The following is a 25,430-nucleotide window of genomic DNA, read 5'->3' on the forward strand; positions in this document are numbered from 1 at the left end:
GCGAGGCGCTTGGCAGGCGGTCTTAGGTGCCGCTGCTGCGGGGAACGGCTGCCTCGGTTGCCAGGAGTTGGCTTAGTGTTTCCAGTGAGCCGTCACTGACCAGCGAGGCGATCAAGTCTGCAACCCGTGCTTGCCGCATGCCCATGTCATCGGCGGCGGCGTCGAGTTCATCCAGAAGCTGGCCGGATGTGCTGCTGTTCTGATGGTGCGAGTGCTCCAGCCCCTTGGAGGCAGCATCGAAGGCTTCGCGTGCGTGGGCGTAGTCTTGGGCTGCGGCAATCACGGCCCGAATGCGTTCTGCCTGCGTTTCAGGGAGGGCGGCATTACTGGCGTTCATCTCAAAAACTCCAAGCGTCATCAAAAAAAGCAGAACAGCTGTCCGGAACCGCGGCTGCCCGTGCTTGCGGGCCTGTTCAGGAAATCTGTACCCTGCGGCCCGATCCGCCGGGGTCTTGAAGTCCTGAATGTCATCGCGTCCTCCCGCAATTTGCCGCGATAGAAATATAGTTCTATCTGCGTGCGGGTGTAAATCGGTTTCTGGGGGCTGATCCGCGAATATCTGGACTAAGTGATATCGAAGATCGAATTATAATTCTATTTGCGGGAACTATAGTTCTGTGTATGCTGCTGCTATGAAAGAACACGACACTAAAACACAACTCTCTGCTGATGAGGGGATTGAGCTTTGGAGGCAGCGCCTTCGTCAGGCGCTGGACATCCGCGGCCTGGACTATGATGAGGTTTCCGAAGCCGCAGGCAATAATCCGGAGTACGTCAGCAAGGTGCTGAATGGCCGGTTCAATCCGACCGTGGCGCGGATCATCCGGATTTGTGAAGTTGCAAATATAGACATGGCTTATCTGTTTTCAGATGAGCCGAACGCAGATGACCGTAGCGTTCTGGATAAAGCAGCGGATCTTACAGAAGATGACGCAATACTAGTTAGCCGGCTCATCAGCAGCGCCCGAGCGCGCTGATTCTATCCTTTCGATAATTCGTTTAAACAGGCGGGTTCCCTGGCGGGGCCTTTCCTGGTTGGCCTCGGCGACCGTGCGTAAGAGCGCTTCTAAGGTCGCCGCGGTAATCTTTTCTCTTTGCATAGTCTTGCCCGGGTAAGGTATTTATCATTTATGATAATCGCTTTTTGCGGTATCATATGATTTGGTTGCATACTATGCGTGTGGATTACAATATGAGAAGTGATATACGCGGCATTCTTTTGAGGTCCTTGGATGAAATATCTGAGAACGGATATTCCATTGGTGTGGGCTTCAACGGGGTAGAACCGGTGTTCGTCCACAGCACTTATGCCAAGGACTGGGTGGATCGCTATGTCGACCAGTCCTACCTGCTTGTTGACCCGACCATTCAGTACGGGTTGAGCAGCACCGGCTGGGCAACCTGGAAAGAGCTAGAGCGGCTTTTTCCTGCGTCAAAGACGTTTTTTGAAGACGCCGCGGCCTTTGGGCTGAACCACGGCAATACGCTGGCGATCAGCGCTGACGGGCGCGTCTCTGTGCTGAGCTGCTCTGGTCCTGAGTGGAGGGGCGAAGACCTGCGGATCGCCCGCGCGGCTCTCTATGCGCTGCACGCGCTGGAATTTGAGCCGTCCAACGCAATCACGCTTACGGCTCCGGTGAAAGATGTTCTCAGGATGATGTGCAACGGCTGCAAAGATCAGGAAATCGCTGATAATTTAGGGGTCAAGCTGGAAACGGTCAGAGCCCGGCGGCGGACCGCGATGCAAGCGCTTGAAGCCAAGACAAGCGCACAGCTGATATCACAAGTAATAAAATTCGGACTGATCTGACACTTCAGGATTTCAAACGGCTAAGACCCTTCGATCATGGCGCTGCAAAAAGGAGAGCGCCATGCAGCTACATATTTTTTCTTACGAACAGCGGTCCAGCTTCCAAGCGGCGTATCAGGGGTTTCTTGCCCTGCGCAAACAGAAGCTGGTGGATGAACTCGGCTGGGGGTTGAATCATGATGGAACTTTTGAACAGGATCAGTACGACCGGCCGGGAGCCGTGTACTCGGTTGTCACGCAGGGCCGCCGGATCGTTGCCGGGGCGCGTGCTGCGTCCTGCGGCGGCAGTGACGGCTATTGGACTTATATGCTGAAGGACGCCAGGGACGGTAAAATCCAAGGCATACCTGGCGGATTGCTGAGCGAGTACCCGGAGACAGGCCGGACATGGGAGTGCACCCGTTTCGTGATGGACGAAACCCTGGCGGACGCTGCGCAGCCGTCCATAGAGACCAAGCTGGTTGTTGCCGGGCTGTGCCAGGCGGCTTACAGCTTTGGCGCCACAGAGATGATGTCGCTATCGCCGCGCAGCCTGGGGTTGTTGCTGAGACGGTTCGGGTACTCTGTGCGCAGGGAGCCGGCCCGTTATATCTGCGATGATGACGGACGCGAATACCGGTCGTTTCTGATGGCCTGCGACCCAGAGGTGAACCTGGACCTGGCAGCGTATTATGTTTCGCCTGTTTCGCAATTCGGCCTGGTGCCTGAGCTGCAAGGGGCTGCGTAACAGCGGTGCCGTGATCCTGCGGCTGTTTGGCGGGGCTGTTGCTGCCCCGCCGGTTGAACCCGCTGCTGCCGGGCAAATGCTTGTCCGGCAGCTGCAATTTCTTCTGGCCGCCCCTGCGGAGATGGCCGGCAGGCGGGGCACGCCTTGCTCCCGATGCGGATCAGTCCGCGTCGGCAGACCCTTCGGCCCGCAGCCGGGCGCGCCGGGCCCGGTAGCTGGGCAGAACCACCAGAATGATCGCAAGGCCCAGCAGGCCAAGGGTCATCGGCCGTTCCAGGATGAACCCCAGCCCGTCATACAGCTGCATCGAGCGGGCGAAGTTGTCCTCCAGCATCCGCCCCAGGATGAAGCCGATCAGCAGCGGCGCCAGCGGGTAGTCCGCAAACCGCAGCACCGTCGCGCAGATCCCCAAACCCACCAGGATCAGCAGTTCGGTGGCATTGTTCTGGCCGATGTAGGCCCCCATCAGCGTGAAGAACAGGATGAAGGGGATCAGGTAGTTGCGCGGCACCGCCAGCACCTTGGCGATATAGGGGATCAGCGGCAGGTTCAGGATCAAGAGGATCAGGTTGCCCAGATACATCGAGATGATCACCGCCCAGAAGATCTGCGGCTCATCCACCATCAGCCGCGGCCCGGGCGAGACATTGAGCGCAATCAGCGCCCCCAGCAGGATCGCGGTGGTGCCGGAGCCGGGGATACCCAGCGTCAGCAGCGGCACAAAGGATCCGGTGCAGGCGGCGTTGTTGGCGCTTTCCGGCGCGGCGAGGCCTTTGACAGAGCCCTTGCCGAACTGCTCCTGCTCCTCCTTCGGGGCAATGTTGCGCTCCACCGCGTAGCCGAGGAAAGAGGCAATTGTGGCGCCCGCGCCGGGCAGCACGCCGATCAGGAAGCCCTGGATCGACTGGCGCCCGATCACCGGGGCGATGGCCTTGGCCTCGTCCCTGGTGATGCGCAGGTCCTTGATCTCGTTGCTGCCGCTGCCGGAATTAGAGCGGGAGGGGTCCAGCACCAGATACATCGCCTCGGGCAGGGCGAACATCGCCATCGCCAGCGTGATGAAGCCGAAGCCCGACTGCAGATCCATAATCCCCATGGTGAAGCGCGGCATGTTGAACAAAGCACCTTCGCCCACCGTAGCCATGATCAGCCCCAGGAGCGTCATCAGCAGCGCCTTGCCCACCTGGCCGGACCCGGCAAAGGCGGCAATCGCCGAGAGCCCCACAACCATCAGCGCGAAGTATTCGGCCGAATGGAACAGCAGCGCCACGGTCGCCAGCGCCGGGGCGAAGATCATCAAGAGGATCGCCCCGATGGTGCCGCCCGAGAAAGACGCGATCGCCGCCACCGTCAGCGCCTTGCCGGCCTTGCCCTGGCGGGCCAGCGGGTAGCCGTCGAAACTGGTCGCCACGGTGGAGGCAACGCCGGGCGCGTTGATCAGGATCGAGGAGGTGGAGCCGCCGAAGATCGCGCCGTAGTAAACACCTGCCAGCAGGATCAGCGCGGCGGAGGGGTCGCCGATGGAGATCGCCACCGGGATCATGATGGCGATGATCGACATCGGCCCCAGCCCCGGCAGCATGCCGATAAAGGTGCCGATCAGGCAGCCGCCGATGACCATCAGAAGATTGGTGAGGGAAAAGGCCGTTCCCAGCCCGACCATGATGCCTTCGAGCATGTCAGCCTCCGTTTGTCAGAAATGCGGGCCAGGGGCTCAGGAAGATGCCAAGCACCTCTTGCACCAGATACCAGACCACGCCGGCCGCCCCGGCGGTGACGGGCAGCAGGATGTGCAGCTTGCGCTCACCCAGCACCCAGGCGCCGGCAACCAGAAAGCCCACGGTTGCGGGCAGGAAGCCCGCGGGCCGCAGCAGCAGCGCATAGGCCGCCATCAGTCCCAGCAGCGCCAGCGCCTGGCCCAGCTTGTACTCCGTCAGACGGCGGTAGTTGATGTCCATCGGCTTCGGGTCGTCAGCGCCTTTTTCAAACCCCAGCAGCACGTAGAGTGCCACCAGGATGGCCATCACCGACAGGATCTTAGGGAAGGTGCTGGGCCAGATCGGGTTGCGTTTCATGAAGGGCGGCAGGGCGGCATCCATGGTGAAGAAGGCCGCATAGCCGTAGGCGAGGCAGATCATCAGAATGACCAGGGCAATCCAGCGGTCGAGTGCCATGTTCTCCTCCGGTATTTAGAGGGAATTGAAGGAAGGGAGGGGGCGCTGCCCCCGCCGCGCGCTGCGCGGCTCCCCCGGGATATTTGAGGCTAGAAGAAGGACTGTGCCCGCGCTCTGAAAACAGTTTTCTGCGCCGCCGGGCGCGGAAGCCAATCAGTTGACAGCAGTTTGGGGGCGGGCTTCTTCTGGCTGTAAATATCCTGGGGGTGCGGGGGCAAAGCCCCCGCGGTTGCGCCGGGCTCAGAGGAAGCCGAGTTTCTTCATCAGATCGCCGATGGCCTGTTCCTGGTCCTCCAGGAAGGCGCGGAAATCATCGCCCGAATTGTGGATGTTGACCCAGCCGTTGCGGGCGCGGACCTCTTCCCATTCCGGGGTATCGTACATTTTGGCGAGCGCATCCTGGTAGGCGGCCAGCTTGTCCTCGGGCAGCCCGGGGGCCGCGAAGAAGCCGCGCCAGTTGACGAAGGTGGTGTCGAGCCCCTGTTCCTTCATCGTCGGCGCGTCCGGGTAGCTGTCCACGCGCTCATCGGCGGTGACGCCGATGATCTTGACCTCGCCGGCATTGGCCAGGTCGATGGCTTCGGAAAACCCGGTGCTGAGCGCCGCGATTTCGCCCGACAGCAGCGCCGCCATGGCCTTGCCGCCCGCGTCATAGGGGATGTATTTCACCGCCGTCGGGTCTTCGCCCGCGGCCTCCATCACCATCGCCGCAACCAGGTGGTCCATGCCGCCCGGAACCGAGCCGCCGCCAACCGCGGTGCCGCGCGGGTCGGCCTTGTAGGCGGCCAGCAGGTCCTCCATCGAATTGATCGGACTGTCCTTGCCCACCACGATGGCCGCATAGTCGCCGATTGTTCCCGCCACCAGCGTCAGATCGCGGAAGTTCTGCGGGAACACGCCGGTGAGTGAGCGGATCACGATCGGGGTGGAGTTCACCATAAGCGTGCCGTGCTGGCTGGCGGCGTTTTCGATCAGGTAGCCGATCGCCTTGCCGCCGCCGCCGCCGGACATGTTCTCGTAAGACGCCTTGCCCACCAGTCCGGCCTCTGTCAGCGCTTCGCCGGTGCCGCGCGCGGTGCCGTCCCAGCCGCCGCCTGCGCCGCCGGGGATCAGGAAGTGGATGCTGTCGACCACCTGCTCTTCGGCCCAGGACGGGGCGGCAAAAGCCAGCGCTGCCGCCGTGGCCGCCAGCGCGGCGCGGCGGGTCAGGGTCCATTTGTTCATGTTGTCCTCCCATTTGACAAAACGCGGTCAAGCCGCTCATGACTGAAAGTGAGCACAGCAAGCTGACACAAACCTGTCACGGGGCCGCCAAGAACAGTTTGGAAAGGAGCCGCGCCGATGCGCTTCCTGCTGGTTGAGGATAACGAAAGCCTGGCAAAGGCCATTCTGGACCGGCTGCGGCTGGACGGGCATGTTGTGGATCATGCGCCGGATGTGAGTACCGCTTCGGCATTTTCCGGCACGACGGATTACGACCTGATTTTACTGGATATTATGCTGCCGGACGGGGATGGGCGCAGCTTCCTGAAGGCCCACCGGGAGAAGGCGAAGGAAACCCCTGTGATCGTTCTGACGGCCCGCTCGGAGGTCTCTGACCGGGTCGGGATGCTGGACCTTGGCGCCGATGATTACATCACCAAGCCGTTCGATTTTTCCGAGCTGGAAGCCCGCTGCCGGGCGGTGCTGCGGCGGCGCGGCGGCGGCAGTTCCAACCTGCGGCGATTCGGAAACCTGCAGTTCGACCCGATGGCGGGAACGCTGTCCAACGGAGGCACGACCATCACATTGCGCAACCGGGAGTTGCGCTTGCTGGAGGTGTTCTTGAACGCGCCGGACCGGATTTTTTCTAAGGCGAAACTGGTCGACCGGCTGTTTTCCTATGACGAGGAAGTTTCGGAGAATGCCATCGAGGTCTATGTCGCCCGGCTGCGCAAGCATCTGGCCGGGTCCGGGGTGCAGATCACCACGGTGCGCGGTCTTGGCTACCGGTTGAGCCTGGGATGAGTGCTGCGGTCAATGTCAGCGGCTCCCTGCGCCGCCGCCTGCTGCTGCAGCTGGTGGGCAGCGCAGCGCTGCTGGCGGCGATCCTGTTCTTTGCGGTGCTGGGGTTTGTCCGCAACGTCGCCGAGGAAAGCCACGACAGGATCCTGCTGGCCTCGGCAACGTCGATACTGGATTCCGTGTCGGTGCAAGCGGGGGAGATCACCGCCGATATTCCCTATGCCGCCCTGTCGATGCTGGGCAATGTCAGCGACGACCGGGTGTTTTACCGGATCGCCAGCCCTGCCGGGGTGCTGACCGGATACACCGATTTGCCCGCCGGTAACCAGCCGGTGCAGCCGGGGCAGCCGCGGTTCGAAACCGCTGAGTACAAAGATGAGACGATCCGGGCGGTGACGGTGTCGCGCCGCCTGTCGGCGCAGGGCGCGCCGGTGGCGGTTCAGGTTTCAGTGGCCCAGACGCGCACCGGCCAGGCCGCCTTGCTGGAGCAGCTGTTCCGGTCCGCGCTGTACCTGGGGGTGGGCTTCTTCGTGCTGGCCTCGGGCCTGGCGGTGTGGACAGCGCAGTCCAGCATCACTCCGCTGCGGTCGCTCACTGAGGCGATCTCGCGGCGGGGGCCCAAGGATCTGCGCCCGGTGACCCGCCCGGTGCCTGCCGAGATGTCGCCGCTGGTATCCTCGCTCAACAGCTTCATCAGCCGTCTGCAAGCGTCGCTGACCCGCTCCGAGGATTTCATTGCCGAAGCTGCGCACCGGGTGCGCACGCCCTTGGCGACGGTGCGCACCCAGGCGGAGGTCACCCTGATGCGGGTCGATCGGGAGGAAAACCGGGCCAGCCTGCGCGAGATGATCCGCGCCATCGACGAAAGCTCCCGCGCGGCCGGGCAGCTGCTGGATCACGCGATGGTGTCGTTCCGCACAGACAGCCTGGAGCAGGAGGAGGTCAATCTGACCGCGCTGACCCGCGATCTGGCGGAGCGGCTGCAGCCGGTGGCGGAGCTCAAGGATATTGTTCTGCATTTCCAAAGTGATGACGATGCCCGCGTCAAAGGCGATGCCATCCTGCTGCAGAACGCGGTCCGCAATATTCTGGACAATGCCATCAAGTATTCCGGCCGGGAGAGGGACATATGGGTCCGCTCGGCCAACTCCGGCAGCGAGGCATGCATCCAAGTGGAAGATGAGGCTGGCGGCTTTGCCGGTGAGGATACCGAGGCGCTGACCCGCCGTTTCGTCCGCGGGGGCAATGCCGGGGACACCATCGGCTCAGGCCTGGGGCTGACCATTGCCCGCGAGGTGGCCGAAGCCCACGGCGGCCGCCTGATTATCGAGGACAGTCAAACAGGAGCTGGCGCATGCGTAACGCTTTGTTTTCCGCTCTCCTGACAGTTCTGTCCTTTGCCGCGGCAGCGGCAGCCGGTTTTGAAGTGGAGGAACGGCACTGGATCGGGCCTGAGGACGGTACCCCGCTGCGGGTGATTTCAACCACGGACACGGCCATTCTGGAACCGCTGATCGGCAGCTTTCTGGAGGATCATCCGGGGGTGGCGATAGAGTACACCGTGGCCAACAGCAGCGAGGTGATGAAAGCGGTGCTGGAGGGGCAGGAGCCCTTTGACGTTGCCCTGTCTTCGGCCATGGATTTACAAACCAAACTGGCCAATGACGGGTTCACCCGGCCTCATCAGTCCGCATCGACCGCTCTGATCCCGGAATGGGGCGAATGGCGCGGCCATGTGTTTGCTTTTTCCCTGGAGCCTGCGTCCATTGTCGTGTCAGCCGCAGCGTTTTCCGGCGGCGAAGCCTTGCGCACACGGCAGGACCTGATTTCGCTGCTGCGCGCCCAGCCGGAGCGGTTCCGCGGCAAGGTGGGTACCTATGATGTCTCGCTCAGCGGGCTGGGCTATCTCTTTGCGACCCAGGACGCGCGCACAGCGGAAACCTACTGGCGGCTGATGGAGGTCATGGGCAGCCTGGATCCGCAGCTGTTCTGCTGTTCGTCCAGCATGATCGAAAGCGTCGCCTCCGGAGAAATCCTGGTGGCCTATAACGTCTTGGGCAGCTATGCGCGGGCCCGGCGGGATCTGGCGGACAAGATCATCGTGATCGACCCCGAGGATTACACCCACCTGATGATGCGTTCCGCCGTGCTGCTGAGGGGCGGGCGGCGGCCCGGTCTTGCCCGGAGCTTTGTCGATCACCTGGCGGCCGCAGCCTGGTCGCAGCCGCCGGCGGCAAACTATCCCTTCTCTCAGCCGCCGGTCGCCTTTGTGGACAGCGCCAGCCCGAAACGGCCGATCCAGCTGGGGCCTGGTCTGCTGGTCTATCTGGACGCCGAGAAACGCCGTCGATTCATGGCGGAATGGTTCAGCGCGGTCCGGAAGGAATGACGCTGCTGCGGTGCGCGCAGCCAAGACGGCCGTCCCGTCCTGCTGTCCCGGCGTCTGCGGTCAAAGCTGGTCCAGCACCTTGCGGGCGCTGTCCAGGTATTCCTCCTGCCGCGCCCCGGACATCCTGTCCCAGGTGCTGTAGGCGCGCTTGAGACGCGGGTTGTTGCGCAGTTTGTCCTGGTTTCGCACCAGGAAATCCCAGTAAAGCGGGTTGAAGGGGCAGGCGTCCTCTCCGGTCTTCTGCGTCACGCTGTAGCGGCAGCCTGCGCAGTGGTCGGACATCTTGTTGATGTAATTGCCGCTGGCGGCATAGGGCTTCGACCCCAGCAGGCCGCCATCGGCGTACTGGCTCATGCCGATCACATTGGGGGCCTCCACCCATTCATAGGCGTCGGCGTAAACTGCCAGGTACCATTCATGCACCAGATGCGGGTCGACGCCCGCCAGCATGGCGAAGTTTCCTGTCACCATCAGCCGCTGGATGTGATGCGCATAGGCCTCGTCGCGGGTTTGGCGGACCGCAGCCGCCACGCATGCCATGTCCGTCTCAGCCGTCCAGTAAAAGCCGGGCAGGGGGCGGGTGGCCTCCAGAAAGTTCTGTTCGGTATAGCCGGGCATGTTGAGCCAGTAGATCCCGCGCACATATTCGCGCCAGCCGATGATCTGGCGGATGAAACCCTCGGCGGCATTGAGGGGGGCATCCCCCTCGTAATATGCCCGCTCCACCCGGCGGCAGACCTCCAGCGGCTCCAGCAGGCCTGCGTTGATGTAGTGTGAAAGGACGGAGTGATAGAGGAACCGTTCCCCCTCCAGCATTGCGTCCTGATAATCGCCAAAGCCGGGAAGCGCCTTGTCGGCGAAGCTTTCCAGCGCTTCCAGCGCACCGTCCCGGGTGACTGCAAACCAGAACGGGCGCAGGGTGCCGAAATGGTTTCCAAACCGGGCCTCGACCAGATCCAGAACCTCCTCTGTTATGGCGTCCGGGCTGGTTTCCGGCGGACGCGGCAGGAACAATCCGCCATCGGCCGGTTTGCGGTTTTCGTGATCGAAATTCCATTTGCCGCCTTCCGGCTCATCGCCGTCCATCAGCAGCCCGGTTTCCCGGCGCATCTCGCGGTAAAAATACTCCATACGCAGCTGCTTGCGCCCTTCGGCCCATTCGCGAAACCGGTCATGGGAGCAGAGAAACCGGCTCTCCTGCGGCATCTCCAAGGGAATGTCCGCCGCCTCTGCCCAATCAAGAAACGCGGATTTCAACCTGTATTCGCCCGGTTCGGTCACAACGACGCGGTCGACCGGATGCTCTGCAAGCAGCCGGTCGATTTCGCCGGTCAGGCTGCCGGAGTTATCCGGGTCATCGAGGCGCACATAACGCACCTGCCAACCGTCATCCTCCAGCTCCTGCGCGAAGTGGCGCATAGCTGAGAACAGAAACGCGATCTTCTTCTTGTGATGCTGGACATACCCGGCTTCCTCCGCAACTTCCGCCATCAGGATGATGTCGCGGTCGGGTTCTGCGCCCTGGAGCGCGGCGATGTTGCGGCTGAGCTGATCGCCTAGAATGAGGATGAGGCTGCGCTCGCCGGACTGATCGTCAGAGGAGGTCATTGGGTGTCACCGTCAAGGGTCAGCCGGCAGGCCGCATGGTGGCGACCAGCTCCGCAACCTTGAGCCCGAATTTGCGCATTTCCGACTTGTTCATGATCACGCCGTCAGCAGTCAGATACAGCCAATCGGTGGCTTTCAGGGTGTGCCCGCCGGCGCTTTCAGGCAGGATGATTTCATAGGTGAGTTGCACCGTGGAGCCGGACACGATGCCCTGCGCCTCTCCAACCAGATCATCGGCCGTTGCGGTGAATGTGTTTCCAGGGCCAAGGGTCAGGAACCATTTGCGGCTTTGGGTGACGCCGTTGGAATACGTGAATTCCTCGCTCAGCGTGCCGGTGTCGCCATCCCATTCGCCCACCATCCTGGCGGTAAAGCTGTTAGCCATCTTGCCGGTGGGACCGAAAATCACGCCTTCGGACAGGATCTCACCGGACAGGTGCTTGGTCAGGATGAATTGCGGGCCGGTGTCCGCATAATCATCCGGCGACTGGAAGCGGAAGCTGAACAGGTAGGTTTTCGCGATCATCAGAAGAAGAACGATCGCGAGGAGTATGGTGAGGAGTTTCATGCTGTTGCTCTTTCTGATGGCAGGGTCAGGGCAAAGGCGAAGGCGGCGGTTTTCAGAATGCAGGGGAGAACGGCATAGGCCAGCGCAAGGGCGGTGAGCGCTTGCTGGCTGTTGTCCGTTCCGGGCCGGAAGCCCTGCTGCTCCAGCAGCGGCAGCGCCAGGGCGGCGGCCAATGCCAGCGCCAGCTTGCCGGCAAAGGACCAGATGCCGAAAGCGGCGGAAGCGTTGAGGCCAGCCTTGGTCAGCGCGATGCTGAACATGGCGGGCAGCAGCACCATGTCAGCACCCAGGGTGGCGCCCGACACCGCGCAGATCACCGCAAAGCCCAGCAGGCTGCCCGGGCCGAGCGCTGCGGCGCCCGCAAAGCTGGCAATGGCCAGCGGCATGGCGATCAGAAGCGTCTGTTTCGGTCCAACCCGCTGGCTGAGGCGTGCCCACAGCGGCACGCTGAGCCCGGCGCAGAGGAAGAACAGGACCAGCAACGGCCCGGCGTAACCTGCAAGCTGCAGCCGGTCTTCGACAAAAAACAGAAATAGGGTGGAGGTCAGAGCCACCGGCAGGCTGTTGAGCACCGCCAAGGTCAAAAGGCGCAGCGCGCCGGCTTGTGTCAGGGCCATGGCTGACAACGGCTGACCTGTGACCGCCGGGCGCATCCAGACCGGCCGGGTGGCCGCCGCGGTGAACAGGGCAAAGCCCCCGAGGACAAGGCCAAAGGCCGCATAACCCTGGCCTGCAGCCCCGAGTGCTACCAGAACCGCTGGTGCGATGGCGGCGAAGATCACGCCGCTCAGCATTCCGGCTTCGCGGAAGGCGGCCAGCGTCATCAGCTCACGCGCGGTGGACTGTTTGGCCAGTGTCGCGCTGCGGCCATAGAGCAGGATCATGCCCAGGCTGTAGGCCGAGAACAGCAGCAACAGGACAAGGACAAGCTTTGGCACCACGAGGGGGCCTGCCGAAAGGCCGAACAGCAGCGGAAATCCGACGGCCAGGCCGCCCGCCGCCGCCAGCGCGAACCAAAACTGCAACTGCGGCCAGCGGTCAATGGCCCAGCCGATCAACGGGTCCTGTACCAGATCAAACAGTCGGATCCCCAGCAGGATGCCGCCAAGCGCCCCTAATCCGATCCCCAGGTTGACTGACGCAAACTGCGGCAGGTGGATGTAAAGCGGGATCCCCGCGGAGGCGAGCATCATCGCATAGAGGCTGACCCGGGGATACAGCATCATCAGCCCAGGAGCGCGCGGGTGAAGCGGTCAGAGCGGGTGTTTTCCCCGACAAAGATCGACATGAAGCTGCGCTTGATACCTGCCTGGTTCAGGGTGCAGGCGGTGCGCCCATTGCGTAGAAACCTGACCCGGTCCGGACCCTGGCTCACCGCAAGATACCGGTCGCCGGGAGAGACGCCCTTGAAACAGGCCTCAAACTGGGTGCGGCCGGGCGCAGAATATCCCAGGCGCCGCATTTCGCGCAGCGTTGCCTCGACCAGATCATCCTGGCTCAGCCGGCGCTGATAGGTGAGCTCGATGCCGAAATCCTGGGACCAGTCGAGCGGTGCTGCGCCTCTGGTGAACAGCCGGGCCTGATAGACCGGCAGGCCAAGAAACCGGAACGTCGCCGCGCCGCGCTGTTCGGCCCCCGGCAGCAGCGATTGAACCGGAGAGGCAAAGCCACCCGCCGGCACCGCAAGCAGGCAGAGGGTCAGGAGCAGCTTACGCATGGGCCAGCTCCACCTGCACCACATTGGTGTGGCCTATGGCAAAGGAGGCGGCGCAGATCTCAAGATAGTATTGCCAGTTTCGGAAGAACGCCTCGCCATAGCCCAGATCCATGATGCGGCGCTTCTGAGCAGCCAGACGCTCGGCCCAGATCCGGCAGGTCTTGGCGTAGTCCTGGCCAAAGGCGAAATTGTCCGCGACTTGCAGCCCGGCGGTCTTTGCCTGCTGCGCGATCACTTCATCGGACAGCAGCATGCCGCCGGGAAAGACATACTGGCGGATGTAGTCGGAGGACGTGCGGTAGGTCGGGAAGAAATCATCGCGCACCGTGATCGCCTGCAGCAGCACCCGGCCGCCTTCGGCCAGGCTGTTCTTGAGCTTGGCGAAATAGCTGGGCCAGTAGCGTTCGCCGACAGCTTCGATCATCTCGATGGAGACGATGCTTGAAAACTTCCCTTCGATATCGCGGTAGTCGCGCAGCTGGATGTCGGCGCGCCCGTCCAGGCGGCTTTCGGCATAGCTGTGCTGGTTGCGCGAGATGGTGACGCCAGTGACGTCGCGGCCCTCGGCGCTGGCCTGCTCGGCAAAGCCGCCCCAGCCGCAGCCGATCTCCAGCACCTGCTCGCCATCGCCCAGCCGCGACAGGATACGGGCGTTCTTGCGGGTTTGCGCCTGCGCCAGGTCATCGCCGCCGGCACCGAAGAGGCCGGAGGAATAGGTCATGCCGTCGTCCAGCCACAGCTGGTAGAACTCATTGCCCACATCATAATGCGCGCGGATGTTCTTGCGGGCGCCGCGTTTGGAGTTGGCCCGCAGCAGGGTGTCGACGATGCGGAACTTGGCCCGGTTCAGCGGGCTGGCTTGATCATAGCTTCCCAGGTGGTCCCGATTGCGCATCGCCAGCTGCATCAGCCCCTCGACGGACGGCGTGTCCCACAGGCCCTGCACATAGGCTTCGCCCAGCCCGACCTGGCCGTGCGCCGCCATCGCAGAAACGGCGGCCCAGTCGTTGATCTGCATTTCGGCCTCGGGGCCGTGGTCGCCGAATTCATAGCGTGCGCCATCCGGCGTGCGCAGCGTCAGCCGCCCCTCACGCAGTCGCGCGCAGGTGTCCAGGAATTCCGACTGAAGAGCTTTGTCCGTGAATGCCATGATCTGTTCCTTTGACCGGTGAGTAGGTGAGAGAATTCATCATGCGGACGATCCGCATGGCGCTGGCGATGCCGTCTTCGTGAAAGCCGTGGCGGTTGTAGGCGCCCGCGAACCAGGTGTTGTTCTGCCCCTGCATCGCCCGGATCTGGCGCTGGGCGCGCAGGGCTGCCTTGTCGAAAACGGGGTGGGAGAACTCCACCGTGTCATAGACCTTGTCCGCAGGAATGGGCCGGGTGGGGTTCAGGGTCACGAACAGCGGATCGCTTTCCGGGATGCTTTGCAGCCGGTTCATCCAGTAGGTGACGCCGACGCCGCCGTCCTGGCTGCGGTAGGCCCAGCTGGACCAGCAGCTGCGCCGCTTGGGCATCTGCCCTTCGTCGCAGTGCAGCACTGCCGTGTTCGGCTGATAGCGGATTGCCCCAAGCGCGGCGGCCTCCAGCTGAGTGGCATCAGCGCCAAGGATGGCCAGCGCCTGATCGGAATGGCAGGCAAGGATGATGTCATCAAAGACGCGCGGGTCCGCTCCCTGGGCCTGAACTGACACACGGCCAGCGCGGCGGGTGACGTTTTGAACCGGGGAGCCGGTGCGGATCTCACAGCCGCGGGCAATCAGCGCGGCTTCCAGACGGCGGACATATTCGATGCTGCCGCCCTTGACGGTCCACCACTGGTGTTTGCCGGTGCCCGCCAGCAGCGCGTGGTTGCGGAAGAAACGGACCAGCGATTTGGCCGGGAAGGCATCGACGTCGGTGACTGGGGTCGACCAGATCGCGCCGCACATCGGCATCAGGTAGTGGTTGCGGAACCAGCTCCCGAGGCCCAGCTCCTCCACCAGCTCGCCGATGGTCTTGTCGTCATCGGTTGCGGCGGCCTCGGCCCGTTTGCCGAAGCGCATGATATCGGCGACCATCTTGTGGAACTGCGGGCGCACGAGATTGCGTTTCTGCGCGGCCAGCATGCGGAGATTGTTCAGCCCGTATTCCAGGCGGCCGTCGTCGATGCTGGCGCAAAAGCTCATCTCGCTTTTGATTACGGGCACGTCCAATTCGCGGAACAGCCGGGTCAGGTAGGGGTAGGTGGCGTAGTTGAATACGATGAAACCGGTATCCACCGGCTGATCGCCGTTCTTGCCCGCCAGCACTGTGCGCGCATGGCCGCCCAGCCGGGGGGCGGATTCAAACAAGGTGACATCATGCCGTTCAGACAGGTAATACGCCGCGGACAGCCCTGAAATACCGGCTCCCGCGATGGCAATCTTGCGCCGTGGCCCCTGAGTTTGATCCAGCATGTGTCGGTTTTCCCTTGCTGTTGTTTCGACCGGATACGCCGCGGGCAAGAATGCGGATCACTTCGTTCCCGATAAAACTGTGTTTGCGGGTGATCCGGGGCAGCGGCGGCTGCGTAACCGGTGCATGATCGAACATATTGCAGCACAGACTTTTCACGCGCGCCGGGGCAGCCTGAGGAATGCCTTCCGCTACGGTGTGGACTATATTCTGACTGACATGACCCATGGCGCGCCGCCGCTGCTGTCGCGCAACCGCTTCAACCTGTTCTCGATTCACGACCGCCGCCACGGCGGCCCCCGCGGCAACGGGCGCGGCGCCGCCTGGTTCCGCGAGGAGCTGGAGCGGCGCGGGTTTCCCTTGGAGGGGGCCCAGCTGCTGCTGCTGACCCAGCCGAGCTTCCTGTGGTTCCATTTCAACCCGGTCAGCTTCTGGATCGCGGTCAAAGATGGCAGCCCGCGGGCCTTTATTGCGGAGGTGAACAACACCTTCGGCCACCGCCACTGCTATTTCGCGGCGCATCCCGATTTCCGCCCGATCCAGCGCAGCGATGTGATCGAAGCGGAGAAGCTGATGCATGTGTCCCCGTTTCAGCAGGTCGCGGGGCGCTACAGGTTCAATTTCGAAATGACAAAGCGGGCGTTCAACATCCGGATTTCCTACGCCAACGGGCGCGAGGGTGTGCTGGCGACGCTGAATGGCCTGCGCCGTCCGGTGACCGCCGGCGGCCTGCTGCGGGCTGCCCTGCGCAGGCCGCTGGGCGCAGCCCGCGTGGTGGTGCTGATCTACTGGCAGGCGCTCAAGCTTTGGGTCAAGCGCGCGCCATTCCTGCGCAAGCCGGAACCGCCGGAGCCGCTGATCTCTGACAGCTCGACATTTTCGGGGGGCAAAGCGTGACTCAGTTTGCAGGCAAAACCATTTGGATGGTCGGGGCGAGCCACGGTCTGGGGCGCGAGGTAGCGCGGCGGCTGGACCGGGCCGGCGCCCGGCTGATCCTGTCGGCGCGGTCAGAGGATGCACTGAACGCGCTGGCAGGAGAGCTGCGCCAGGCAGAGCCGGTGCCGCTGGATGTCACAGATGTGGAATCGGTTGCGAATGCCGCGCAGCAGGCCGGGCCGGTCGATGCACTGCTGTACAACGCAGGCGCCTATGAGCCGATGCGTACCCAGGATTGGGATAGCGAGGCGGTTCTGGGGATGAGCGATGTGAATTTCACCGGTGCGCTGCGCGTTCTGGGGCAAGTGGTCCCCGGGTTCGTAAAGGCGGGCCGCGGGGATATCACGCTGGTCGGCTCGCTTGCCGGATACCGGGGGCTGCCGGCGTCCATCGGTTACGGCGCCAGCAAGGCGGCGCTGATCAGCCTTGCAGAAACCATGCGCCACGACCTGAAGGACAGCGGCGTCACTGTGCGCGTGGTCAACCCGGGCTTTATCAAAACCCGGCTGACGGACAAGAACAGCTTTAAGATGCCGCAGCTGATGGAGCCTGAGGACGCCGCCGGGCACGTGGTTGCTGCCATGCAATCGCGCCGGTTCCGGACGGACTTTCCCCGTCCATTCGCCTACGCGATCAAGGCACTTGATCTGATGCCCGACTGGCTGGTTTACCGCGGAAAGTGAGGCTGGGGGCCCAAGATCGTGCCCAGCCTCAAACAGCCTTCTTCAAATCCGGAACAGCGGTTGCAGCAAGCGCGGGATCAGCGCCTTGAACCGCAGCGGCGCATCGGTGGCTGCCAGACAGATGCAGGGGTCGCCAGCATCTGCAACCGGGGTGTGATCCAAGGTCTCATCACCGATCTCGACGTCCCCGACACCAAACCGCCCGGTTTCGTCGCTGAAGCTTCCCTGAAGCACCAGAGTGAGCTCCAGCCCGTTGTGGCTGTGGTCCGGCACCGCCTGGCCTGCGGGAATATACAGCAGCCGCGCGGAGCCGAAGTCATCTTCGAACAGGATGTCCTGCTTTACCCCCATGCCCAGCGTGCGCCAGCGTGGCGGCCGGCCTTTCAAGGACTGCATAACCGGACCCGGGTAGACCCCCTTGGCGTCATAGACCGGTGCCGGCGCGGCTGGCTCATCCAGCAGGGCCATGAGGTCGGATTTCGCGCCCTGCGCCATCGCCACGCAATCGGCCCCCTCCAGCAGCGCGCCGCCAACCGCCTGGTGCGCACCAAGCGCTGCCTGGCAGTCGCGGCAATAAGACAGATGGCTGGCGACAACCATCGAAAACGCGTGCGGCAGGCTGCCCGCGGCATAGGCCGCGATCATCGGATCGGGGATGTGATGGGTGATTGCAGGCATTCAACGCAATCCTTTTAGTTCCTTGCGCAGCCGCCCAAGGCCAAGGCGGATACGCGACTTTACTGTTCCCAGCGGCAAACCCGTCTGGGTGCTGATTTCCTGATGGGTTAAATCCCCGATATAGGCCTTTTCGATCATCTCTTTCTGATCGGGGTGCAATTGCGCGATGGCTTGCTTCAGGTGCAGGGCTTCCTGCTCCAAGGCCAGGATCTGGCTGGCATCGGGCTCGGAACCGGGATCCTCACCCAGTTCGTCGGGCACGGGACGGTTCTCCTTGCGGACAATATCAATATGGCGGTTGCGGGCGATCTGGTAAATCCAGGCCGACGCCTGCGCCTTGTGCGGGTCAAACATCGCCGCTTTGCGCCAGATCGTCAGCATGACGTCCTGAACAATTTCTTCGGCCAAGGCGGGCCGGGCGCCGCAGCGGATCACAAATCCCTTGAGGCGCGGGGCCAGGAAATCAAACATGTCACCGAACGCCGCGCGGTCGCGGTCGTCGCGCACGGCCAGCAGCCACACGGTCAGCTGAGAATAGGTTTTTTCTTTTGACACTACTGCTTTGCCCTCAGGGGATGCCCGAAGCACAGCGTTTTTAACGGGCGGCCTGTCCAAGTTTAGTGTCAGCATAGTCCCGATACGGACCAGTGTGGAAGTTGGATCATAGGCGGGCGTGATTTTTTACGCGGCCCGTCAGCCCGGATGGATGGTCAGGCATCAAGAACTGATCCGCTTCCAATGCCGGGGCGTAACAAACGCAAATCCCCTGCTAGAAGGTGACTGGTCATGCGAAACATTGTTGTCAGCGGCGGGTCCGGGGCGATCGGCTCAGCTTTCCTGAGTGAGCTGGCGCAGAAATACCCGCGCGCCAGCATCCATAGCCTGACCCGCACCCCGTCAGCCCAAGCCCTGGCCGGTGTTCAATACCTGCAAGTGGATTATCTGGATGAAGACAGCTTGCAAGCCGCAGCGGAGCAGGTTGCCCGCAAGGGTGCGGTTGATCTTGTGATTCTGGCGGGCGGGATCCTGCATCAGGGCGAGATCATGCCCGAGAAATCCCTGAGAGACCTGAGCGCCGAAAAGCTGCTGGCGCTCTTTACGGCCAACACTGTCGCCCCGGCCCTGACCGCCAAGCACTTTCTGCCGTTGCTGCCGCGTGACAGGCGGGGGGTGTTTGCAGCATTATCTGCGCGTGTCGGCAGCATCTCCGACAACTATCTCGGCGGCTGGTATTCATACCGGATGTCTAAGGCCGCGCTGAACATGTTCATCCGCAATGCCGCGATAGAAATTCGCCGCCGCCACCCGGAGGCCATTGCCGTCGGGCTGCATCCCGGAACAGTGGAGAGCGGCCTGTCGCAACCGTTTCTGCGAAACGTCGCGGAAGAGAAACGCTTTTCGCCGCAGTATTCGGTGTCCCGGATGCTGGCTGTGATCGACAGCCTGACACCTGCCCAAAGCGGACACTGCTTTGCCTGGGATGGCAGCCTCATCGACCCCTGAGACGTTTCTGAAGGCAGGTGGGGCAGGGCGCGTGCGAAGCCGTTTTCGCTGGGCGCAGGCGGTGCGTAGGCTGCCCGGTAGCTTCCTTTCGCCCGAGCGGAGCCTAAAATTCTTGCACATCAGCTCTTTAGACTTGGCCATATGCGGCAGGCATCTTCCCGTTTGCGCACTCAGGGTGAAAAACATTTCCGGAAAATAAAAAATGTCTTTGTGATGCGCCTTCTTCCCAGCATCATTCACCTGAGGCCAGATGAGTCCGCAAGCCGGCCTGATCTGGTGCGCCTCAATCTGGCACGGCCCGCCTGAAGCGGTTGTGCGTGCCGGCAAACAAGACCGGGGAAACACACCCGGCTAGATGGCAATGAACCGGGAGGAAAATTCAAATGTCATTGGACGTGAGCACAATATTTGCTCAGCAAGTCACTCTGAACTCGCTGGTGCAGAACATTCTGTACGCATCGGGTATCGTCGGTGCAATCCTGGTGGTTGTGGGACTGCTGCTGATCGACGCGGGGACCGCGCGCCGCAGGAACCTGTTTAATTCAACCATCGAAAAGACGCTGGGCTTCTTCCTGGGGTTTGCAACCTACTACGTTATCGGTTTCGGCCTGTGGGCCGGGCAGTATTACATCATGGAAGGCGCGACCATGATGGATTCCATCAACGACTGGTGGCTGGGCGGCGCGATGACCAACGCCATGGCGCATCATACCGATCCGGGGATCTTCCCGGGGCTGAACACCTTCCAGATCTTCATCTTCTTCCTTGCTGTGTTTGCCGGGATCATCAACATCCTGCTGCATTTCGCGGTGTCTGAGCGGATGAAGGCCCCGGCCTATTTCATCACCTGCATTGTCGCCGCGGTGGTGTCCTCGGCCCTCAGCTGGGCGACCTGGGGCTCGGTCGGGCCGCTGACCAACGCGGGTTTCCACGACTTCTTTGGCGTTGGCTTCGTGTACCTGTTCCCTGCGGGCATGGCGCTGGTGTTCACGCCGAAACTGGGCGCGCGCCCGGGCATGATGGCACCGCATCCGCGGATCTCGGCCTATCTTGCGCCCAGCATCGGCCTGTGCGCACCGGGCCTGCTGCTGATCTTTGCCGGTCTGCCGATGGTGATCCTGTCCTGCCTGTTCTTCTTTGACCCCGAAGCGCTGGCGGTCAGTGTCACCATGGCTGATACCAGTGTCGGCATCGCGATCAACAACTACGCGATGGTCTGGGCCGGCGGCGCGGTCACGGGCCTGCTGATTGCCTACTCGACAGGCAAGTATGCCTATACCCTGCTTGGTCCGCTGGCCGGCTATGTCGCCGGGGCATCGGGCTTTGACGTATACCTGCCGTGGCAGGCCTTCATCGTCGGCCTCGCGGCGCCGTTCGTGGCCTATGTTGTCTACGAGTTCACGCTGAAGCGCGGCATCGACGAACACAAGCTGTTCCCGCTGTTCCTGGGCTCCGGTGTCTTTGGGATGATCATGCTGGGTCTGTTCAAGGCCGGCACCCCGCGCGGCGGCTACTTCGGGATCGAGGAAGGCGCCTATGCGTTCCAGCACGGGGAAATCTCGCTGGTGATGCAGCTGGCTGGCACGGCTGTCTGCATCGGCACTGGCGTGGTCACGGCAATGATCCTGGCCTTCATCCTGGAGCGGACCGTGGGGCTGCGGGTGACTGAGGACGACCAGATCGAGGGTCTGGACGGCAAGATCTGGGATCTGGAGCCCGACGTGGTCACCCACGCGGACAGCGCGCAAAAAGCCTGATCCCGCCTGCAACTGCAAAGGCCCCGGCATTTGCCGGGGCCTTTTTCATGGCCGGGTCAGGCCGCGGCAGGCGTCACAGATGCGTGGTCAGCTTGTATCCCGGCGCAAAGTACAGCTTGGCCAGCGTGACCGGGCGGCCGCGCAGCCAGGTGATCCGTTCCGCCGTGAATACCGGGTCTCCGGCGGGCGCGTCCAGGAACTCGGCCACCGCCTGATCCGCCTTGGTCGCCATAAAGCTCAGCTCCAGATTGGTGAACGGCACTTTCTGCACCAGCCAGTCATTGGGTCCCGATTGGGAAAAATCCGCCTCCAGCACCTCCGGGATGCTGTCAGGGATCACCCAGCGCACTTCGTACTGAAAGGGTGCGTTGTCCGCATAGTGCATGCATCTGACGTGCAGCACCTCCTGGCCCTGGGGCAGGTCAAGCCGGGCGGACAGCCAAGGCGGCGCGGCCTGCACGCTGCGCTCCACCAGGGAATACCGGTATTCCGCGCCGGTTCCGGCAATCTCATCCCGCACCAGCGGGATTGAGAACTGGGCCTTGCGGACCGGGGAATTCAACACCCGTGTGCCCGCCTTGCGCTTGCGTTCCAGGAAGCCTTCCTCGGCCAGCTCCCGCAGCGCCCGGTTCACGGTGGTGCGGGTGCTGGAAAACTCCTCGGCCAGTTCGGTTTCGCTCGGCAGCAGGCTGTCGGGCGCCCAGATCCGGTTCTGGATGCGGTCGAGAACGACCTGCTTGATATCCCGGTAGCTCATGTTCCGGCGCGGTGCTGCCATTGTGCCTCTCAGGGTCATAAGAAAATTTAACACCCTTAAGAATACACATAATCTGCGGGCAGGAAAGCGGCATCGGATCCTGGCGGCCTGCGCGCGCGGACAGCGCGTCAGCCGCTCAGAACCACTGCCCGGGTTCCATCAGCCCCAAGTCCAGCAGCTGGCGCGAGTGCCACTCGAACGGCGCGGAATTGTGCCAGCGGAAGGTTTCGATATCGAAGGTGGAGCCGGGATTGCGTTTCAGTGCCTTGGCTGTGCGGAAGGAGCAGACGGCGGCGGTCAGGTTGTGATGCCAGGGGCAGGCATAGGTGTTGTATTCCTGGTCGTTGAACGTGTGGTCGGCCTGCAGCTTCAGCCCCGGCTTGGCCCGGAACAAGGAGATCCGGTCAATTTTGCGGCTGGCTGGGGGAATGTGCTCCTCGAACCGCCAGCGCACGCCGCCGAAGAAGTCCAGCTGCCGCTCGCGCGGGTGGCCGGTTGCGGGGTCCTGACGGGCCTGGGCGTAATAGCCGGACTTGTCCAGATAGGCATTTTGCAGGGAGACCGCGGCGGGGCAGGCATCAAGATCGCCTGCATAGAGGTCAATCACGTAGCTGAGCATTGCCTCACGCCGCTCCTCGGTGTGAAAGGCCAGCATCTCGCCAACTGTGCGGGTCTCGCAGAACGGGTAGAACAGGTATTCCGCGTTGTAGCAGTAATAGAGCCAGCAGCCTGGCTGGGCCGCAGCAATGACTGCGTTGACGGCACCTGTCACCGCACCCTCCGGCCCGCAGTCGAACGGCACCCGGTGCACCTTGGCACGCACGTCCTGCGGCAGGTCGAAGGCATCCGGCATCAGCGCCGTAACCGCTTTGAAGCCGCTTTGCAGATGGTGGCGCAGGGTGGTGGCAATCTCCACTTCATCCTCGATGAAGACCAGCGCAACCGGCCCCTTGGCCAGCAGCGCCTTGCCCTGCTTCAGGAAATCCTCCAGCGAAGAGTACATCATGCCCGTCTGCCCCTGCCTTTCTGGCCTTTGCGGTCAAAATCGGGTAATTCCCGCGTCATTGCAAGCGGCGGCATTTGCCTGTAATGCAGGCCGCTGACCCCGGATCAGGCTAAAAGGCTGAGACTCATGAGCGCCCCGAAAAAGCTGTTTATCAAGACCTATGGCTGTCAGATGAATGTCTATGACAGCGAACGCATGGCCGAAGCGCTGGGCGGCGAGGGCTATGTGGAGACCAAATCGGCCGATGACGCCGACATGATCCTGCTGAATACCTGCCACATCCGGGAAAAGGCAGCGGAGAAGGTCTACTCCGAACTGGGCCGCTTCAAGGGTCTGAAGGCCGAAAAGCCGGATCTCAAGATCGGCGTGGCGGGCTGTGTGGCCCAGGCCGAGGGTGAAGAGATCATGCGCCGCCAGCCGCTGGTCGATCTGGTGGTTGGCCCGCAAAGCTATCACCGCCTGCCGGAGATGGAAGCCAAGGCGCGCGAAGGGGAGAAGGTGCTCGATACCGATTTCCCCGAAGAAGACAAATTCGAGAAATTGAAAAACCGCCCCAAGGCCAAACGCGGCCCGACCGCGTTTCTGACCGTGCAGGAAGGCTGCGACAAGTTCTGCGCTTTCTGCGTGGTTCCCTACACCCGCGGTGCAGAGGTGTCTCGCCCGGCAGACCGCATCCTGCGCGAGGCGCAGGACCTGGTGGAGCGCGGCGTGCGTGAAATCACCCTGTTGGGCCAGAACGTGAACGCCTACCACGGGGCCGGACCCAATGGCGACATGACCCTGGCGCAGCTGATCTGGGAGCTGGACAAGATCGACGGGCTGGAGCGCATCCGCTTCACCACCTCGCACCCCAACGACATGCAGGACGACCTGATCGAAGCGCATGGCACCTGTGCCAAGCTGATGCCCTATCTGCACCTGCCGGTGCAGGCGGGCTCCGACAAGATCCTTAAGCGGATGAACCGCTCGCACACGGCGGAAAGCTATATCCGCCTGATCGAGCGCATCCGCGCCGCACGCCCCGACATCCTGATCTCCGGCGATTTCATCGTCGGCTTCCCGGAAGAAACCGAGGAGGATTTCCAGGCCACCATGGATCTGGTGGAAGAGGTGAAATACGGCACCGCCTATTCCTTCAAATACTCCACCCGCCCCGGCACTCCGGCAGCTGAGCGTGCTCAGGTTGACCCCGCCGCGGCCGACGAGCGGCTGCAGCGGCTGCAGGCCCTGCTGACCAGGCAGCAGCGCGAGGTGCAGGACAGCATGGTCGGCCGCGAGGTTGGCGTGCTGTTTGAAAGAGCCGGCCGCCTGCCGGGGCAGATGGTCGGCAAATCCGACTATCTCCATGCCGTGCACGTGGCCGATTGCAGCCGTAACGCCGGGGATCTGGCGCGCGTCCGCATTGTCTCTTCGGGGGCAAACTCGCTGGCAGGCGAGCTGATCGGCTAAGGCCGCGGCCGCCAAGCGAATCTCCTGGGGAGCGGGCTGGACGCAGCTCGCTTCCGGCGCCCGGCAATAGCCGGGCATTTTCCGATTGCATCCTATTCAGAGACAATGGGTTCCCGGCACGCGGAGTGTCCGGAACTGGCGTCCAATGCGCGCCGGAAAAGGAGGAATTTAACAGGTATACTGCATCAATTTCAGCTAGATTTGCCTTCAGGCCTGAGCGGTGGGCCCCTGTGCGGCTCTCACCCTGGGGAACTTAGGTGAAGGAAATCTGGTTGTGTCGAAATTCAAATTGAACAAGGTGATTGCGCTGGCTGCCGCTGCCACGGCCGCGCTCAGCATCGCCGCCGCGCCTGCCAGCGCGCAATCCCAGCAGCGGACAATTAAGGGCGAACGGTACGTGCCGACCATTTGGGTCGATCCGGACGGCTGCGAGCATTGGGTGATGGATGACGGGGCCGAGGGCTTCATGACTCCGCATGTCAAACCCGACGGCAAGCCGGTCTGCCGGCGGGGCAATATCTGCGGGGTGATGCCGACCGACCAGTTCTTCGCCACCGACAGGCATGTGATCAACGCAGCTGGCAAGCAGCGCCTGCGCGAATTCTTCCAGAAAGCGCAGGGCAACGGCGCGCGCTCTTTCATCGTCGCAGGCCACACCGATAGCCGGGCGTCGGATGAATACAACATACGCCTGTCCGAACGCCGCGCAAATGCGGTGGCCAAGGTTGCCCGCTCGGTCGGCGCGCGCATCGCCGGTGTCCGCGCCTATGGCGAACGCGATCCAAGGGTGCCCAACACCAGTGCCGCGAATATGGCGCAAAACCGCCGTGTCGAAATCTACTGCCTGCGCTGAGGGGGATCCTATGAAACGCAATCTGCACGCCGCCGCCGTTCTGGCCGCAGCCGCCGCCGTTTCGGCCTGCACGCCGGCGGTCAACAAAACCACCGACCAGCATATCGGGGACGGCAAATCGCTGGACCTGTCCAACCTGACTGCAGGCATCTGGGTTGACCCGAATGGCTGCGAGCATTGGATCATCGACGATGGTCTTGAGGGCTACGCCGATCTGCGCCGCACGCCTGATGGCAAGCCGGTTTGCAACAGCGACCTGCCGCCGACGCTGGCGACCGGCCCGTTCAAGGACGGTTCGACCTTCGCGGACCCGCTGTAAATCCAGCCTGTTTTTCAGACTGCAGCCGCCCCTCCGGGCGGCTGTTTTGTTTCAAT

General features: G+C 62.6%; 27 protein-coding genes. 13 read left to right on the forward strand and 14 right to left on the reverse strand.

Going from position 1 to position 25,430, the window contains the following annotated elements:
* Positions 1-22: 22 nt before the first annotated feature.
* Positions 23-337, reverse strand: a complete 315-nt coding sequence (locus AC4HIX_RS15380) for a hypothetical protein (protein ID WP_490399603.1) — start codon at positions 335-337, stop codon at positions 23-25.
* A gap of 295 nt (positions 338-632) precedes the next feature.
* On the opposite strand from AC4HIX_RS15380, the gene AC4HIX_RS15385 reads away from it, so the two are divergent.
* The 3 genes from AC4HIX_RS15385 (at position 633) to AC4HIX_RS15395 (ending at position 2,537) form a co-directional block, all read left to right on the forward strand.
* Positions 633-977 carry a helix-turn-helix domain-containing protein gene (locus AC4HIX_RS15385; protein ID WP_490399604.1) on the forward strand — a complete coding sequence of 115 codons (345 nt, stop codon included), beginning with the start codon at positions 633-635 and terminating at the stop codon, positions 975-977.
* Between the two features lie 197 nt (positions 978-1,174).
* The gene (locus AC4HIX_RS15390) at positions 1,175-1,810 is read left to right on the forward strand and encodes a helix-turn-helix transcriptional regulator (RefSeq protein WP_475047579.1); all 636 of its coding nucleotides are present in this window, start codon (positions 1,175-1,177) and stop codon (positions 1,808-1,810) included.
* Positions 1,811-1,871: 61 nt separating this feature from the next.
* Positions 1,872-2,537 (forward strand): acyl-homoserine-lactone synthase, encoded by a 666-nt coding sequence (locus AC4HIX_RS15395; protein ID WP_490399605.1) that lies wholly within the window; start codon positions 1,872-1,874, stop codon positions 2,535-2,537.
* Between the two features lie 160 nt (positions 2,538-2,697).
* Here the strand turns inward: AC4HIX_RS15395 and AC4HIX_RS15400 are convergent, their stop codons facing one another.
* From AC4HIX_RS15400 to AC4HIX_RS15410, 3 genes are all read right to left on the reverse strand, one after another.
* Positions 2,698-4,215 (reverse strand): tripartite tricarboxylate transporter permease, encoded by a 1,518-nt coding sequence (locus AC4HIX_RS15400; protein ID WP_475047576.1) that lies wholly within the window; start codon positions 4,213-4,215, stop codon positions 2,698-2,700.
* Position 4,216: 1 nt separating this feature from the next.
* Positions 4,217-4,711 carry a tripartite tricarboxylate transporter TctB family protein gene (locus tag AC4HIX_RS15405; protein ID WP_421054398.1) on the reverse strand — a complete coding sequence of 165 codons (495 nt, stop codon included), beginning with the start codon at positions 4,709-4,711 and terminating at the stop codon, positions 4,217-4,219.
* 240 nt (positions 4,712-4,951) lie between these two features.
* Positions 4,952-5,935, reverse strand: coding sequence for a tripartite tricarboxylate transporter substrate binding protein (locus tag AC4HIX_RS15410; protein ID WP_475047574.1), 984 nt, complete (start codon positions 5,933-5,935; stop codon positions 4,952-4,954).
* A 117-nt stretch (positions 5,936-6,052) separates the two neighbouring features.
* Between AC4HIX_RS15410 and AC4HIX_RS15415 the strand changes: the two genes are divergently transcribed.
* The 3 genes from AC4HIX_RS15415 to AC4HIX_RS15425 are packed head-to-tail and all read left to right on the forward strand — an operon-like array spanning position 6,053 to position 9,104.
* A complete protein-coding gene (locus tag AC4HIX_RS15415) occupies positions 6,053-6,718 on the forward strand; it encodes a response regulator transcription factor (protein ID WP_490399606.1) in 666 nt (221 codons plus the stop codon).
* On the forward strand, positions 6,715-8,100 hold the full coding sequence (locus AC4HIX_RS15420) for a sensor histidine kinase (RefSeq protein ID WP_490399607.1): 1,386 nt from the start codon (positions 6,715-6,717) through the stop codon (positions 8,098-8,100). The genes AC4HIX_RS15415 and AC4HIX_RS15420 overlap by 4 nt, the downstream gene beginning before the upstream one ends.
* Positions 8,070-9,104: an ABC transporter substrate-binding protein gene (locus AC4HIX_RS15425; protein WP_490399608.1), complete on the forward strand. Its 1,035-nt coding sequence runs from the start codon at positions 8,070-8,072 to the stop codon at positions 9,102-9,104. Before AC4HIX_RS15420 ends, AC4HIX_RS15425 begins: the two co-directional genes overlap by 31 nt.
* Positions 9,105-9,164: 60 nt before the next feature.
* Here the strand turns inward: AC4HIX_RS15425 and AC4HIX_RS15430 are convergent, their stop codons facing one another.
* Genes AC4HIX_RS15430 through AC4HIX_RS15455 form a run of 6 tightly spaced genes read right to left on the reverse strand, consistent with a single transcriptional unit; the run spans position 9,165 to position 15,435 of the window.
* The gene (locus tag AC4HIX_RS15430) at positions 9,165-10,712 is read right to left on the reverse strand and encodes a cryptochrome/photolyase family protein (protein WP_490399609.1); all 1,548 of its coding nucleotides are present in this window, start codon (positions 10,710-10,712) and stop codon (positions 9,165-9,167) included.
* 19 nt (positions 10,713-10,731) lie between these two features.
* Complete coding sequence (locus tag AC4HIX_RS15435) at positions 10,732-11,280, reverse strand: DUF3833 family protein (RefSeq protein ID WP_475047565.1); 549 nt, start codon at positions 11,278-11,280, stop codon at positions 10,732-10,734.
* Positions 11,277-12,503 (reverse strand): MFS transporter, encoded by a 1,227-nt coding sequence (locus tag AC4HIX_RS15440; protein WP_490399610.1) that lies wholly within the window; start codon positions 12,501-12,503, stop codon positions 11,277-11,279. The genes AC4HIX_RS15435 and AC4HIX_RS15440 overlap by 4 nt, the downstream gene beginning before the upstream one ends.
* A gap of 2 nt (positions 12,504-12,505) precedes the next feature.
* Positions 12,506-12,997: a hypothetical protein gene (locus tag AC4HIX_RS15445; protein WP_490399611.1), complete on the reverse strand. Its 492-nt coding sequence runs from the start codon at positions 12,995-12,997 to the stop codon at positions 12,506-12,508.
* Complete coding sequence (locus tag AC4HIX_RS15450) at positions 12,990-14,147, reverse strand: class I SAM-dependent methyltransferase (protein WP_490399612.1); 1,158 nt, start codon at positions 14,145-14,147, stop codon at positions 12,990-12,992. The genes AC4HIX_RS15445 and AC4HIX_RS15450 overlap by 8 nt, the downstream gene beginning before the upstream one ends.
* On the reverse strand, positions 14,086-15,435 hold the full coding sequence (locus AC4HIX_RS15455) for an NAD(P)/FAD-dependent oxidoreductase (RefSeq protein WP_490399613.1): 1,350 nt from the start codon (positions 15,433-15,435) through the stop codon (positions 14,086-14,088). Before AC4HIX_RS15455 ends, AC4HIX_RS15450 begins: the two co-directional genes overlap by 62 nt.
* Positions 15,436-15,559: 124 nt before the next feature.
* On the opposite strand from AC4HIX_RS15455, the gene AC4HIX_RS15460 reads away from it, so the two are divergent.
* Positions 15,560-16,330, forward strand: coding sequence for a DUF1365 domain-containing protein (locus AC4HIX_RS15460; protein WP_490399614.1), 771 nt, complete (start codon positions 15,560-15,562; stop codon positions 16,328-16,330).
* Positions 16,327-17,052 (forward strand): SDR family NAD(P)-dependent oxidoreductase, encoded by a 726-nt coding sequence (locus tag AC4HIX_RS15465; RefSeq protein WP_490399615.1) that lies wholly within the window; start codon positions 16,327-16,329, stop codon positions 17,050-17,052. The genes AC4HIX_RS15460 and AC4HIX_RS15465 overlap by 4 nt, the downstream gene beginning before the upstream one ends.
* A 42-nt stretch (positions 17,053-17,094) precedes the next feature.
* Here AC4HIX_RS15465 and AC4HIX_RS15470 read toward each other — a convergent pair whose 3' ends face one another.
* The gene (locus AC4HIX_RS15470) at positions 17,095-17,730 is read right to left on the reverse strand and encodes a ChrR family anti-sigma-E factor (protein ID WP_490399616.1); all 636 of its coding nucleotides are present in this window, start codon (positions 17,728-17,730) and stop codon (positions 17,095-17,097) included.
* A complete protein-coding gene (locus AC4HIX_RS15475; RefSeq protein ID WP_490399617.1) occupies positions 17,731-18,237 on the reverse strand; it encodes a sigma-70 family RNA polymerase sigma factor in 507 nt (168 codons plus the stop codon). It lies immediately after the preceding gene.
* A 279-nt stretch (positions 18,238-18,516) separates the two neighbouring features.
* On the opposite strand from AC4HIX_RS15475, the gene AC4HIX_RS15480 reads away from it, so the two are divergent.
* The gene (locus AC4HIX_RS15480) at positions 18,517-19,233 is read left to right on the forward strand and encodes an SDR family NAD(P)-dependent oxidoreductase (protein WP_490399618.1); all 717 of its coding nucleotides are present in this window, start codon (positions 18,517-18,519) and stop codon (positions 19,231-19,233) included.
* Positions 19,234-19,616: 383 nt separating this feature from the next.
* Positions 19,617-20,990: an ammonium transporter family protein gene (locus tag AC4HIX_RS15485; protein ID WP_490399619.1), complete on the forward strand. Its 1,374-nt coding sequence runs from the start codon at positions 19,617-19,619 to the stop codon at positions 20,988-20,990.
* Between the two features lie 73 nt (positions 20,991-21,063).
* On the opposite strand, the gene hutC is transcribed toward AC4HIX_RS15485, so the two are convergent.
* Complete coding sequence (hutC, locus tag AC4HIX_RS15490) at positions 21,064-21,768, reverse strand: histidine utilization transcriptional repressor HutC (protein WP_490399620.1); 705 nt, start codon at positions 21,766-21,768, stop codon at positions 21,064-21,066.
* A 115-nt stretch (positions 21,769-21,883) separates the two neighbouring features.
* On the reverse strand, positions 21,884-22,753 hold the full coding sequence (locus AC4HIX_RS15495; protein WP_490399621.1) for a glycosyltransferase family protein: 870 nt from the start codon (positions 22,751-22,753) through the stop codon (positions 21,884-21,886).
* A gap of 126 nt (positions 22,754-22,879) precedes the next feature.
* Here AC4HIX_RS15495 and miaB point away from each other — a divergent pair, with 126 nt between their 5' ends.
* From miaB to AC4HIX_RS15510, 3 genes are all read left to right on the forward strand, one after another.
* Complete coding sequence (gene miaB, locus AC4HIX_RS15500; RefSeq protein ID WP_475047543.1) at positions 22,880-24,202, forward strand: tRNA (N6-isopentenyl adenosine(37)-C2)-methylthiotransferase MiaB; 1,323 nt, start codon at positions 22,880-22,882, stop codon at positions 24,200-24,202.
* A 274-nt stretch (positions 24,203-24,476) separates the two neighbouring features.
* Positions 24,477-25,055: an OmpA family protein gene (locus AC4HIX_RS15505; protein ID WP_475047540.1), complete on the forward strand. Its 579-nt coding sequence runs from the start codon at positions 24,477-24,479 to the stop codon at positions 25,053-25,055.
* A gap of 10 nt (positions 25,056-25,065) precedes the next feature.
* Positions 25,066-25,374 (forward strand): hypothetical protein, encoded by a 309-nt coding sequence (locus AC4HIX_RS15510; RefSeq protein ID WP_475047537.1) that lies wholly within the window; start codon positions 25,066-25,068, stop codon positions 25,372-25,374.
* Positions 25,375-25,430 lie beyond the last annotated feature (56 nt).

Source organism: Leisingera sp., assembly GCF_982940295.1.